Below are 13,201 nucleotides of genomic sequence, written 5' to 3'. Positions count from 1 at the left end.
CGGCGAAGGCGCGACCCTCAGCCTCACGCTGACCGATGCCGACACCGAAGGCACTGACACCGACACTACGTCCGGTGACCTGGCCTTCACCGCCGGTAGCGACGACCTCACCACGTTCGCCTTTGGCGACACCGACGGCCTCACGGTCAACGGCCTGGACGGCGACCTGACCTGGACCACCGACACCGGCGGCAACCTGGTAGGCAGCCTGAACGGCACCCCCGTGCTGCAGCTGAGCCTGTCCAACACCGGCACGATCAACGCCCAGACCAGCGGCAGCGTCACGGTGACCGCTGAGCTGCTCAGCGCGCTGCCCCACGACACCAGCGTTGACGAACTGACCATCAACGGCCTGAACGTCGTTGCCAGCGAAGCCGACGGCGACAGCGCCACAGGTTCGGTTGGCGTCAAAGTGACGGATGCACTACCTGATGCCTCTGATGACTCAGCGGATGTTGTAGCGGGTGAGTCTGTTAGCGGCAATGTGTTGGATAATGATACGGCAGTCGAACAGCCAACTTCGGTGACTGGTGTTTCTCATGCGTCGGCCGGTTCCGTCTCTTTCGATAATCCCGATGATGTCAAAAATGATGGGAATGGCGATTACATCGAGCTGGAAACTGATAATGGCACGCTGAAACTTTACCAGGACGGTGATTACCAGTATTCGGCTAACGCGATAGATTCCACAGTAGTGGTGCCAAATAATTCATTGGAAGACTGGCAAGGCGCCTTGTCAGGTATTTATGGCTTCGAGGGAACACCGCTGGATGGAGGAAAACTTGATATTTCTCAGTTGAACGCTGGAGCTGAGGATGACGTTAAGTTTAACAACGGCTCCAAGAAAGGGTTTGGCGTTGATATTTCACAGTCTGGTGTGATCGACGACGGCGAAAATCTCGTGATGGCCCTTAACGGACCCGCTTCTGGCGCAGTCGTCAGTATCAGTCAGTTCAATGCGAGCCAAACTGAAACGGGTCAATGGCAAGCATTTGATAGCGAAGGAAATCTGGTCGGTTCAGGCACGTTTAACGGTGAAACAGATAATGGTAAACCGTTCACTATAGATATTGATACCGATGAGCCATTCAGCTATCTAAGCTTTGGGCTTGATACAGGATCAACCTCCAATCAGGGATATGTCGTAAACGGGTTGAGTTACTCTGCCTACCAAGATCCGGTCGAAGATAACTTTACCTATACGATGAAAGATCAAGATGGCGATTTAGATGATGCGGAGCTGAATTTTGCCATTGAGAATGAATCAGATATCTCTGATCCCGAACCGCCGGTTCCTGATGAGCTGCTTGTCGACGACAACTCCAACAGCACTGGTTTAGACACAGCAGGTGGTAATGATGTATTGATCGGTGATACGGGAGGCAGTAAGACAAACTTCACTCCAGGTAAAAACTATAATGTTTCCTTGATTATCGATTCGTCAGGTAGCATGGATGATGGTAGCGGGGTTTATGATGATCAAGGTAATGAGCTGACCCGCATGGAAATCACGATTTCTGCTTTGAAAAACTTGGTTCAGCAGCTGTCGTCTCATGATGGGAATATAAATCTTCAGTTGGTTGAGTTCTGGACGCAAGCCAGTACGAAAATTGATGTTTCTAATGTTGGTTCGGGTGATGTTCCTGATATTGAAAAAGCAATAGATGAGTTGTGGGCAGACGGTGGCACTGACTACGATGAAGGTTTCGATGAATCGGTGAGCTGGTTCAATGATGAACCACAGGCTAGTAATGGTTATCTTAACTTGGCATATTTCTTGACGGATGGAGAGCCAAATGATTTTGAAGAGTCTTTGGATGCCTTCCCAACTCTGTCAGAACTGGCCGATGTTCATGCCATTGGTATTGGTAACGGTGTGTCTATTGATACACTGAAATATTTTGATAACACCGATCAGAGTAGCTTTGGCTCGCAGATAGTTAGTAGCGAAACGTTGGCGAACTTCTGGGGAAGCAACGATCCATTAGACTCTGACGATCAGTGGGTGTTTGAAGGTGATGCAGGAGGTGTCACAAACGGGAATGGATACCTATGGTTGCACGACTATGGGGTTGATGGGCAGTCTAGCAAGGCAACTAGCTCTGGCTTTTCCATGAATTCAGGTCAATCAGTTTCTTTTGAGTATGGAACAGATGCCTACGGAACTAATGATTACTTTAAGTGGTCATTGCAGGTTTTAGCCTCAGGAGGCTGGGAAACTGTTGAAAGCGGCCTACCAGGTGAGGATAACTGGGGGAGTGTGTCTACATCCATCGCAACTGAGTCAGGGCTCTATCGGCTTATTTTTGAAGTTGAAAACGGTGGGGGCGCCTCCGATGAAGTTTGGGTAGACGATATAAAGCTTCATACTCATGCACCGTCTGGTGAGCCGTTGATTATCCAGAATGGCGAAGAGTTAAGTGCTGCGCTAATTGGTGGCGACACTACGCTTTCCCCTGCTGAAGTCGGCGATGATGAGCTTCTGGGTGGCGATGGCGATGACATCCTCTTCGGCGATACCATAGAGCATCCCGATCATCAGGGTGAGGGGTATCAGGGTATCCTGGATCATCTTGAAGAACAGAATGGTCAGGCGCCGACGGATGATCAGGTGCTGGATTACCTGAAGAATAACCACGAGTCGCTAGTGTTGCCTCAAGACCAAGGTGGCGACGATACCCTGGTTGGCGGAGCCGGTGACGATATTCTTTATGGCGGCGTAGGCGCTGATACCTTCGAATGGAATCTCGGCGATCAGGGTGATGAAGACCAGCCAGCCAATGACCGGGTAATGGACTTCACTGAAGGAGAGTTTGGTACGGACGACAATGCTGACAAGCTCGACCTCTCCGATCTTCTGCAGGGTGAGGATAGCGGCAACATCAACGAGTACATCTTTGCCGAGGAGGATGGCGACAATGTAGTGCTTAGTATCAGCTCTGAAGGTAATCTGAACGGCAGCACAAGTGGCGCCGATCAGAAGATTACCCTTGAAGGGAAATCCTTTAACGACTTTGGCGTTAATAGCGGGGTTTCAGAGGACTTGATCGCTAAGCTGGTTGAAGATGGTCAACTCAAGATTGACCAATAACCTGAATGCGCTGAGCCGCTGATACTGCCCCGCCGAGTGTGCTGCTCGGCGGGGCTTTTTATTGTGACTGCATTGCCTGCGCGGATTGTTTATGCTGGCGGGCAGCGAAAAACAAGGAGTCTATAAATGTACGTCAACCGCGACAGCCAGGGCGAGATCAGCGAGGTCAGCCGCAGCGTAAGCGAGAAATGCAAGGAGTACGTCTCGCCGGAATCGGCGGAGCTACAGCGTTTTATTAACGCCGAAACCCATGAGGCTGCACTGCTCAGGCAGTCGGATATGGAGTTTGTGCGGGTACTGGAAGACGTGATCACCCTGTTGATGGATAAGGGGGTTATCCGCTTTACCGACCTGCCGGAAAAAGCCCAGGACAAGCTCCTGGACAGGCAGTCGCTGCGCAAACGCGTCAACGACGTGGGGCTGATCAGCGACGACGATAGCGACGTCATCTAACCATCGCTCACGATATTAATCAGCGGCGCACCCTCGCCGCTGATCTACCGTTAATCCTCTCTCTTACTTCTTACTTCTTACTTCTTCCCTCTTCCTTCTTACCTCTTCCAGCTTCCAGCTTCCAGCTTACGGCGCTTTCACACCAGGCCCGGTCACCGCATCAAGCCCCAGGTCAAACAGGGTTTCGGCTTCTTCGGGGCGTTTAACGCCTTCGGCAATAGCCAGAATACCCAGCGAGTGGGCCAGGGTGGCCATGCCGCGCAGGATGGTCTGCTGGTCATAGGCCTGGTCAATGCCGTGTACTAGGCTGGCATCGAACTTGAGGAACGCAAGCCCCAGGTCGTGAAGGTCGGCAAGGCGGGTAAACTCGCTGCCCACGTGCTCAAGGCCTATCCGCACGCCGGTGTGCTGCAACTCACGGCACAATAACCGGAAGCTTGCCAGGTCATGCAACGCGGTGCTTTCGGGTAGCTCGATCCACAGCTTGCGGGCCGCCTCGGGGGCGTGCTCAAGCCGTTGGCGCAGCGCCTTGATAAACCCCATGTCGCTGACCGCGCGGCCGGAGAGGTTGATACCCAGCGGTAGCTGGTCGGTCTCGATAATCGCCAGGGCACGCTCGGCAACAGCCAGGTCCAATTTATCTTCCAGCTGCAGGCGGGCCACCCAGGGCATGAACAAGCCCGCACTCCGCCACTCGCCTGCTAACTCAAGGCGCGAGGGTGCTTCATAATGCACCACTTCCTGACGAGCATTGACCACCGGGAAGCGAGCCAGCGCAACACCAGCGTCCATTGACTGGATCAGCGCCGAGCGCCACGCCTCATGGGTCGTGTAGAGCGGCAAGCGCGCCTCGCCCGAGACGGCCACCAATGCCATATCACCACGGCCCTCAGCATCGGCCAGTGCGCCGTCAAGCGCTGCGAGTCGTTGGGAAGGGGTATCGCCGTGCGTGTATTCCGTCAGCGCGGCGGGTAACCGCAGCGGTTCGCCCACGGCATCGCGTAACAGCGTCAGCTGATGCTTGAGGCTCTCGCTGACATGCTCGATATCCTGAGCACCATGGACCACCACCAGGAAGTCACTGCCGTTCAAGCGGCCCACTTCACCGCCGCCCAACTCATTGGCCAACTGCGCCAGGTGGTTGACCAGCGACCGCAATGCCTCGTCAGTCGCCTGGCGGCCCAGTCGTTCGTTGACCTCGGGCAGGTCATCCAAGCGCACCATGATCAATACACCGCTGGCACGCTGGGAATCGCTGTCCAGGTTGTTCTGCAGGTGCTCCAGCAGGGTCGTGCGGTTGGAGGCACCGGTGGTGGCATCTTCCTGCAAGCGGCGGCGCAACTGGTCGAGCTTGCCGGTTTCTTCGCTGAGCATGGTATGCACCGCCCCGGAGAGGGTGTTCATCGCCTGCACCACTTCACGAAGCTCCAGCGTGCGCGGCTCTGAAGAAGTGGTAAAGCGGCGTGCACTGATGCTGCGCGCCTGGCTGACCACCTCCAGCAGCGGCCGACGGATGGTGCGTACAATCCACCACGCCAGCAACAAGCTGATAACACCCACCAGGGCAAACCAGGCCGCCATTTTCAGCGTGCTTTGCCATAGCGAGCGGTAGGCGGCGTCATGCTGGCTTGCAAGGGTCAGGGTACCGTACTGGCTCCAGCCGTCCTGCACCACAGCCTGGCCAGGGGAAACATCCAGGCGGACCAGGTCAACAAACCAACCAGGCACGCCGTCGTCCAGCGGCTCGGCTTCACGGCGCTGCATGATGTCACCTTGCGGCGAGCGCAGTTCGATCAAACGGTAATGTCCGGTGTCAAACTGCGCGGATAGCAGCAGCTCGATGCTGACGTCGTCCTTTTCCATCTGGGTCATGGAAAGTGCCAGCGCATTGGCGTTATCGGCATTCTTGATCTGCACTTCCTGCTCAACGTAATCCCGCGTGGATGTCACGCTCACCGCCAGACTGCCCACGAATGCCAGCAGCAGTATCAGGATGACCGTCAGCCAAAGCTGCTTGATGAGAGACATATCCTATCCTCTTAAATAAATCCTTGATCGCGCATGCGGTTAACCACGCTTTGCCAGCGCGAAAGCCGCGCGAGTGGGTCGGCTCGGGACTCCTCGGAGCCCCCGGCCCACAAGCCGCTGCTGTTGAAACTGAATACAGGGGTCAGGTCGTCGCGTTCCGAGGCCGGTCGAATGGAAGGGATGATATTATCCAGTACCAACGGCTCGGACGCCGGTGTTTGATAGTACCCAAGCACCATGTGCGCCTGGCTTTGCTGGGAACGGCCAATCTGCGCTCGAACATAAATCATGCGCAGCTTGTTGCCCGGCACCCCCAGTTCCTTGAGCGTGATGTACTTGGCAATCGAGTAATCCTCGCAGTCACCTTCGCGCTTGCCCAGCATTTCCAGCGGCGTCGCCCAGTAATCTTCCTGGCCCCAGATGGAAATGTCATCCCGCCAGCGCACCTTGCGGTTGAAGAAGTCATTCACTTCACGCATCTGGTCGCCAAGCCGTGCGTTACGTAGCCGCTCTATCATGGCCAGCCACTCATCGATCAGCGCCACACCCGAAGCCCCATGCGCCTGCTGCATCTTCTGGCGGATCCGCTCCGGATTGAACGCCGAAGCCGTGGACGGCGCGCCAATCATCAGGCACAACAACCCCGCGCCCAGCCCCGAGAGCACTTGCCGCCGCGATACCATCACGTTACCTGACCATCCATGGCGGAGCGAGATAGAAATCTGTTTTGAAGATGTTCAAGCTAATGGGGTTATCCTCATGGTGCGGTGTTAGAACTGCACAATTTATATCGACAAAAGGCAGCGTGACTTTATCGCCCAATCATTTCGTTTAATGCATCCCACACGGTTTCCAGAATAATCGGCTGGGCCTCGGCGGTGGGGTGAATGCCGTCGTCCTGCATCAAGGCATCGTCGGTGACCACGCCTTCCAGCAAAAACGGCACCAGCGTAACGTCGTAGGCATCGGCGAGGTTATGATAAACGGTGGTAAACGCCTCACGGTAGGCAGCGCCGTAGTTGGGCGGAATATCGATGCCCAGCAGCAATACCTCGGCATCGGCGGCCTGGCTGGCCTCGATCATCGTTGCCAGGTTTTCCTGCATCTGTTGCGGGGGAAGGCCGCGCAGCCCATCGTTGCCGCCCAGCTCCAGCAGAACAATATCCGGCTCGTGCTGTCCTAACAAGTCATCGAAACGCTGCACACCACCCGACGTGGTTTCACCGCTGATGCTTGCGTTGACCAAGGTTGCCGCTTCCGGCAGCCGTTCTTCAAGCAAGGCCACCCAGCTTTCATCGCGCTCAATGTTATACGCCGCGCTCAGGCTGTCGCCCATGACCAACAGGGTGGGGGCGGAGTCTGCGTCCGAGTCGGCCGACTCAGCGTTGACTGGCGAGGCGACCAGGGTGGCTATCAGCACCCCCAGCCACAGGGTTAGTATGCGGTAATGTTCTCGCCATGCTACTTTTTGCCAAGCTACAAGGATGCCACGCTTCATGTCCTACTCCTCTGCTGATTCCCCTGAGCCCACCGCCAAGGCGGCTGGCCAACGCGTGCTTCATGCCGAACGCTTGACCAAAAGTGTCACCAGTGGCGAACGCACGCTGACCATCTTACACGACCTTTCGTTGAGCGTAGCAGCTGGAGAAAGCGTGGCCATTCTGGGCAAGAGCGGGGCGGGCAAATCCACCTTGCTGGGCCTGCTGGCAGGGCTGGATACTCCCACCGATGGCGAACTCCACCTGTTCGGCCATCCCCTAAGCCGCCTGGATGAAGACGGCCGCGCCTCGCTGCGCGCGGGTCGCGTCGGCTTTGTGTTCCAGAATTTTCAACTGCTGCCCACGCTAAGCGCGCTGGAAAACGTGCTGCTGCCGCTGGAACTCTCGCCCCGCGCCGGAGAAACCGACACCGCAGCCCAGTGGCTGACCCGCGTGGGTCTGGGCGAGCGCCAGGGCCACCTGCCCAAACAGCTCTCCGGTGGCGAGCAGCAGCGCGTGGCCATCGCCCGGGCATTTGTCAGCGACCCGGAACTGGTCTTCGCCGACGAACCCACCGGCAACCTGGACCCGGACACCGGCGCGCAAATCATCGACCTGCTCTTCGAACTCAACCATCAGGCGGGCACCACGCTGATCCTGGTCACCCACGACCACGCCCTGGCTCGCCGTTGCGACCGCTGCCTGCGGCTGATCGACGGCCACCTTGACGCCTTCGATCCCCACACCCTCGCCAGCGATACGCTTGAAAGCCATATCTCTGAAAACGATGCCTCTAAAAACCGTGAGGCCAAGACATGAGCAACCTTAACGCTCGGCTGGCCCTGCGTAGCCTGAAGCGCGACCTGCGTGCCGCCGATGTGCGCGCATTGTTCGTGGCGCTCATGCTGGCCGTGGCCGCCTCCACCATGATCGCGTTTTTCCTCGACCGCCTGGACCGCGGCCTGGAGCGCCAGGCCAGCCAGATGCTGGGTGGTGATGTAGTGCTGGAACAGCGCGACCCGTTCAGCGAAGAGCTGCGCGCCCAACTGGAAGACGCGGGCTTTGCCCTGAGCGACCAGGTCGACCTCGTCTCGATGATCAGCCGCGACGACCGCTTCCAGCCCGCCAGCCTCAAGGCCGTGGACGATATCTACCCGCATTACGGCAGCTCGCGGGTGGATCTGGGCAATGGCACCGAGCAGGTTGCCTCCGGCCCGGCAGCCGGTGAAGCCTGGGCCGACCCACGCCTCGCCCAACTGATTGACATCGAGATTGGTGACAGCGTTCAGGTCGGGCAGACTGAGCTGACCATCAGCGGGATTATCGAACGCGAAGCCGACCAGTCCGGCGGCTTCGGCAGCTTCAACCCCCGGCTGATGCTCAACACCGCCGACCTGGAGGCCACCGGTCTGGTCCAGGAAGGCTCCCGGGTCGAGTTTGAAATCCTCGCCGCCGGGCCACCCCAGGCGCTGGATGCCGTGCAGGGGCTGCTCGACGAACTACGCCGGGATGGCGTTGAAGTCAGCGACGTGCGCGTCGACCAGCCCCAGTTAGGCAATGCCCTGGAACGCGCCGAAAGCTACCTCGGCTTGGCCGGGCTTGCCGCTGTGCTATTGGCAGGCGTGGCGGTGGCCATGTCCACCCGCCGTTATGTGGAACGTCATCTGGACACCGCCGCGTTGCTGCGCTGTTTCGGGGCCAGTCAGCACCAGTTGGTCGTCATCTTCTCGATTCAACTGCTGGGCCTGGCCCTGGTCGCCTCGCTGCTGGGTGCCGTATTGGGGCTGGCCGGGCAGGCGCTGTTGCTATGGCTGCTGTCCAGTTTCCTGCCCATGACGCTACCGCCCCCAGGTATCATGCCCCTCGGCCTGGGGGTGCTGACGGCTTTTGCGGTACTGATCGGCTTTGCCGGGCCCACGCTACTGCGCATCAAGCGCGTCAGCGCCCTCAAGGTGCTGCGTCGCGAGCTGGACCCGCTGCCACCCGCCGCATGGCTGGTGGTCAGCGTGGCCAGCCTGGTGTTTGGCGGCCTGTTATGGCTGTATTCCGGCAGTCTGCCGCTGGCAATGGCCCTGCTGGTCGGCGGCGCGGCCCTGCTCGGCGTGTTGTGGGGCATCAGCATGCTGCTGCTGAATGGCGTATTGCGCGGCGTGCAGGCGCTTTCGGGCAAAGGCCCCTGGACCCAGGCGCTGCGCCTAGGTGGGCGTCAGTTAGCGCGTCGTCGGCAGGCCGGGCTCGGCCAACTGATGGCGTTCTCGGTGACCTTCTTCGCCATGGCGATGATCGTCCTGGTACGCGGCGACCTGCTCAATACCTGGCAGAACCAACTGCCCGACGACACGCCCAACTACTTCGCGATCAACATCCAGCCCAGCGAGCGTGACGACTTCGAAGAGGTGGTCAGCCCGCGGGCCGAAGCGCAAAGCGAACTCTACCCCATGGTCCGCGGCCGGGTGATCTCGATCAACGACCAGGACCCGCGTGAAGCCGTGCGCCCGGATGCCCGCGGCGACAACTCCCTACGCCGCGAGCTCAACCTCACCTGGCAGGCCGAGGTGCCGGAAGGTAACGAGATCGTCGCCGGGGAATGGTTTGCAGATAATGAGGGCGCTGACGAACAGCAAGGTTGGATGAGCGAGGTAGACGCCACCGCCCAAGCCTCGCCGGTGCCCATTTCCGTGGAGGACGGCCTGGCCGAACGCCTCGGGCTGACGCTTGGCGACCAGCTCACCTTCGCCGTGGGCAGCGATGAAATTACCACCGAGATCACCAGCCTGCGCAGCCTCAACTGGGATAGCTTCCGGCCCAACTTCTTCGTGATCTTCCCGCCGGATGTGCTGGAATCGTTCGGCCACAGCTATATCACGGCGTTTTACCTGCCGGAAGAAGAGCAAAACCTGATCAATCAACTGGTCCGTGACTTCCCCGGCGTCTCGCTGCTCAACGTCGAGGCCATTCTGGGGCAGGTGCGCGATGTGCTCACCCAGGTCACCCGCGCGGTGGAACTGGTGCTTATCCTAGTGCTGCTGGCCGGGGTCAGCGTGCTCTACGCTGCGCTCACCGCCAGCCGACCGGTGCGCGCCCACGAAAGCGGCCTACTGCGCGTGTTCGGGGCAGGGGAGACGATGATCTCGCGGGTGCAGGGCGCCGAGTTCGCGCTACTCGGGTTTGCCAGCGGGCTGCTCGGCGCGGCCCTGGCCGAACTGGCCACCGCCGTGCTGTATCTCTACCTGCTGGACTTGCCACCCCGGCCGCACCCCGGGCTATGGCTCGTAATGCCCATCGGCGGCGCGCTGCTTATCGGCGTGATCGGCCACAGCCTCTCCCGCAGCCTGCGCAAACAAGCACCTGCGGCAAGTTTAGGGTTGTTGGGAGAGGCGTAGCACCCAGCCCCTGCAGAAGCCCGACTTTGTCGGGCGATCAGGCCGTCTACGAGCAATATTAAGCAGTACCCGCACATGAGCGCGATTCATCTGCATCCTGACGCGGATGCGATGAAAGTCGCGCTCGGCTGAGGTATCATGGGCGCCTACTCTTTCATGACGACCCTTCGTACGAGGTTTCCCGCCGATGTTCAGCCGCGATATGACAATTGCCGGATTCGATGATGTGCTTTTTGACGCCATGCAGAAAGAAGTGGCCCGCCAGGAAGCCCACATCGAGCTAATCGCTTCCGAAAACTACGCCAGCCCCCGCGTACTGGAAGCCCAGGGCAGCCAGCTGACCAACAAATACGCCGAAGGTTACCCCGGCAAGCGCTACTACGGCGGCTGCGAATTCGTCGACATCGCCGAAAACCTCGCCATTGATTACGCCAAGGAGCTGTTCGGCGCGACCTACGTCAACGTGCAGCCGCACTCTGGCTCCCAGGCCAACAGTGCCGTCTTCCAGGCGCTAGTCAAGCCCAATGATACCATTCTGGGCATGAGCCTGGACGCCGGTGGCCACCTGACCCACGGCGCCAAGCCAAACTTTTCCGGCAAGCACTACAATGCCATCCAGTACGGCCTCAACGAGCAAGGGTTGATCGACTACGACCAGGTCGCCGAGCTTGCTCGGGAACACAAGCCCAAAATGATCATTGCCGGTTTCTCCGCCTACTCGCAAATTGTCGACTGGGCCAAGTTCCGCGAGATCGCCGACGAAGTGGGCGCTTACCTACTGGTGGACATGGCCCACGTCTCCGGCCTGGTCGCCGCTGGCGTTTACCCAAGCCCGTTGCCCCACGCCCACGTGGTCACCTCCACCACGCACAAGACCCTGCGCGGCCCGCGTAGCGGCGTGATTCTCTCCGCCGAAAACAACGCGGATATCGAGAAGAAGCTGCAATCCGCCGTCTTCCCCGGCGGCCAGGGCGGCCCCTTGATGCACGTCATCGCCGCCAAGGCGATCTGCTTCAAGGAAGCCATGGCCCCCGAGTTCAAGACCTACCAGCAGCAGGTGGTCAAGAACGCCCAGGCAATGGCGGGTGTGTTTATCGAACGCGGCTACGACATCGTCTCCGGCGGCACCGAAGACCACCTGTTCCTGCTCTCGCTGATCAAGCAGGGCGTGACCGGCAAAGACGCCGACGCCGCCCTCGGCCGTGCGCACATCACCGTCAACAAGAACGCCGTGCCCAATGACCCGCAAAGCCCCTTCGTCACCTCCGGCCTGCGCATCGGCACCCCCGCCGTGACCACCCGCGGCTTCGGTGAAAAAGAGTGCAGCGACCTGGCCGGCTGGATCTGCGACATCCTCGATGTACTCGCCAGCGGCGACGACACCGCCGCCATCGAAGCCGAGGTGCTGGATAAAGCCGCCGAGGTATGCAACAAGTTCCCCGTCTATAAATAAGCAATTGAAAAAGCCTGATCGCTTGTCGGGCGATCAGGTCGTCTACAGGTGATAACCCGTGGAACCACAATCATATCTATGGCATATGCCGGTATATGAGCGCTAAGAAATTTATGTGACTATCATGGTGGAATAGGTTGAGGGGCGCGCCAGTGGATTATCGACTTAGTGCAGCAGCCAATACAAAATTGCTTTAGGTAAATCGCTGGGAGAAATGCCATGTATGCGATTGAATTCGATGCGGACATAAAAAACGGTGTGGTGACCATACCGCCTGAATATAACGAGATCCAAAACCATCACGCGCATATTGTTGTGATGATAAAAGACATGGATACGGCGGAGGGGCCAGCATCAGTATTAGATTTTAGCGATACTGAAATAACCGCATTCAAAGAACAAGATGCCGTTGAAATGCAGAGGGCATTACGGGATGAGTGGTAAATACCTGCTCGATACAAATGCCATTATCTACGCGCTTAACCGAAAGCTGAAATTACCTGCAAACCAATATGCCGTCTCAGACTCTGTCGGCCGATCAGACCATCTACCAGCGATCACTCTGGACGCCTCCGGAACCTCCTGATCGCCCAACGAATAACGCGCCCACAACCCCCTCACTGCTTCTGAAAATGCGCGCTGGTGACTTCCACTTGCGTTTTTGACTATTCATCAGCTAGCCCGCAATTTTGTAAGATATTTCTTAAAGTTGTGTAAGACATTAGCTCTTCGTGCCGTAAAGGGGTTGTCCCGCCCCCAAGTCTCGCTACCCTGAGCGTTTTTCATTAGCAGATAACGATCCAGGGAGCGGCATGATGTCGGAAAGGATGGGGGCGGAGACAGGCCTGCAGTTCACCCTAAGGCTACCGGGGGTGGATGATGTCGCGGTGATCGACTTCACTCACCGCGAAGCGCTCTCCCAGCCTTTCGAGCTGGCGCTCAACCTGGCTAGCCGCGACGGCAGCCTGGAGGCTGCCGACCTTCTGGATCGTGAAGCCACCCTGACCATCTGGCAGGACGACAAACCGCTGCGCCGGGTGCACGGTATTGTCAGCGAGTTTGGCCGGGGTGACCGCGGCCACCGACGTACCTTCTACTCCCTGGTACTGCGCCCCGCACTTTGGCGGCTTTCACTGCGCCAGAACTCGCGCATCTTCCAGAAAGTGGACCCGCTCACTATCATCAATACCCTGTGCGACGAACGCGGTATCCATGACGTAGCCTTTGCGGTCACCCGCGAGCTTGCCGAGCGCGAATACTGCGTGCAGTACCGCGAGACCGACCTTGCCTTTATCGAGCGCCTGGCTGCGGAAGA

The 13,201-nt window shown here is 58.4% G+C and carries 11 protein-coding genes; 7 read left to right on the top strand and 4 right to left on the bottom strand.

The features are described from left to right. On the bottom strand, positions 1-319 hold a 319-nt coding region (locus tag ADS46_RS19030), incomplete at its 3' end, for a hypothetical protein (RefSeq protein WP_234346830.1). Here ADS46_RS19030 and ADS46_RS12900 point away from each other — a divergent pair. After that, positions 287-3,091, top strand: a complete 2,805-nt coding sequence (locus tag ADS46_RS12900; protein ID WP_234346829.1) for a type I secretion C-terminal target domain-containing protein — start codon at positions 287-289, stop codon at positions 3,089-3,091. The two genes, ADS46_RS19030 and ADS46_RS12900, sit on opposite strands and share 33 nt — an antisense overlap. A gap of 126 nt (positions 3,092-3,217) precedes the next feature. Next, positions 3,218-3,544 carry a tryptophan synthase subunit beta like protein gene (locus ADS46_RS12895; RefSeq protein WP_066320756.1) on the top strand — a complete coding sequence of 109 codons (327 nt, stop codon included), beginning with the start codon at positions 3,218-3,220 and terminating at the stop codon, positions 3,542-3,544. 126 nt (positions 3,545-3,670) lie between these two features. On the opposite strand, the gene ADS46_RS12890 is transcribed toward ADS46_RS12895, so the two are convergent. From ADS46_RS12890 to ADS46_RS12880, 3 genes are all read right to left on the bottom strand, one after another. Continuing rightward, the gene (locus tag ADS46_RS12890) at positions 3,671-5,572 is read right to left on the bottom strand and encodes an EAL domain-containing protein (RefSeq protein WP_066320754.1); all 1,902 of its coding nucleotides are present in this window, start codon (positions 5,570-5,572) and stop codon (positions 3,671-3,673) included. Between the two features lie 11 nt (positions 5,573-5,583). Further along, a complete protein-coding gene (locus ADS46_RS12885; RefSeq protein ID WP_066320753.1) occupies positions 5,584-6,255 on the bottom strand; it encodes a transglutaminase-like cysteine peptidase in 672 nt (223 codons plus the stop codon). Positions 6,256-6,383: 128 nt separating this feature from the next. Further along, positions 6,384-7,070 (bottom strand): arylesterase, encoded by a 687-nt coding sequence (locus ADS46_RS12880; protein ID WP_066320752.1) that lies wholly within the window; start codon positions 7,068-7,070, stop codon positions 6,384-6,386. Between ADS46_RS12880 and ADS46_RS12875 the strand changes: the two genes are divergently transcribed. The 5 genes from ADS46_RS12875 to vgrG form a co-directional block, all read left to right on the top strand. Further along, positions 7,069-7,869: an ABC transporter ATP-binding protein gene (locus ADS46_RS12875; RefSeq protein WP_066320751.1), complete on the top strand. Its 801-nt coding sequence runs from the start codon at positions 7,069-7,071 to the stop codon at positions 7,867-7,869. The genes ADS46_RS12880 and ADS46_RS12875 overlap by 2 nt on opposite strands. Further along, the gene (locus ADS46_RS12870) at positions 7,866-10,433 is read left to right on the top strand and encodes an ABC transporter permease (protein ID WP_066320750.1); all 2,568 of its coding nucleotides are present in this window, start codon (positions 7,866-7,868) and stop codon (positions 10,431-10,433) included. The genes ADS46_RS12875 and ADS46_RS12870 overlap by 4 nt, the downstream gene beginning before the upstream one ends. Positions 10,434-10,620: 187 nt before the next feature. Continuing rightward, positions 10,621-11,886, top strand: a complete 1,266-nt coding sequence (gene glyA, locus ADS46_RS12865) for a serine hydroxymethyltransferase (RefSeq protein WP_066320749.1) — start codon at positions 10,621-10,623, stop codon at positions 11,884-11,886. Positions 11,887-12,105: 219 nt separating this feature from the next. After that, positions 12,106-12,330 carry a hypothetical protein gene (locus ADS46_RS12860; RefSeq protein ID WP_066320747.1) on the top strand — a complete coding sequence of 75 codons (225 nt, stop codon included), beginning with the start codon at positions 12,106-12,108 and terminating at the stop codon, positions 12,328-12,330. Between the two features lie 383 nt (positions 12,331-12,713). Then, positions 12,714-13,201: type VI secretion system tip protein VgrG (vgrG, locus tag ADS46_RS12855; protein ID WP_156524515.1), on the top strand; the 488-nt coding region annotated here is incomplete at its 3' end.

The organism is Halomonas sp. G11 (assembly GCF_001663515.1).
GTDB lineage: Bacteria > Pseudomonadota > Gammaproteobacteria > Pseudomonadales > Halomonadaceae > Vreelandella.
Note: the sequence above shows the minus strand (reverse complement) of the source record. Positions and strands in the feature narration are given on the sequence as shown.

Coding starts and splice junctions, on each gene's coding strand:
- ADS46_RS12895 (WP_066320756.1), top strand. CDS start 3,218: ATGTACGTCAACCGCGACAGCCAGGGCGAGATCAGCGAGGTCAGCCGC.
- ADS46_RS12890 (WP_066320754.1), bottom strand. CDS start 5,572: ATGTCTCTCATCAAGCAGCTTTGGCTGACGGTCATCCTGATACTGCTG.
- ADS46_RS12885 (WP_066320753.1), bottom strand. CDS start 6,255: ATGGTATCGCGGCGGCAAGTGCTCTCGGGGCTGGGCGCGGGGTTGTTG.
- ADS46_RS12875 (WP_066320751.1), top strand. CDS start 7,069: ATGTCCTACTCCTCTGCTGATTCCCCTGAGCCCACCGCCAAGGCGGCT.
- ADS46_RS12880 (WP_066320752.1), bottom strand. CDS start 7,070: ATGAAGCGTGGCATCCTTGTAGCTTGGCAAAAAGTAGCATGGCGAGAA.
- ADS46_RS12870 (WP_066320750.1), top strand. CDS start 7,866: ATGAGCAACCTTAACGCTCGGCTGGCCCTGCGTAGCCTGAAGCGCGAC.
- glyA (WP_066320749.1), top strand. CDS start 10,621: ATGTTCAGCCGCGATATGACAATTGCCGGATTCGATGATGTGCTTTTT.
- ADS46_RS12860 (WP_066320747.1), top strand. CDS start 12,106: ATGTATGCGATTGAATTCGATGCGGACATAAAAAACGGTGTGGTGACC.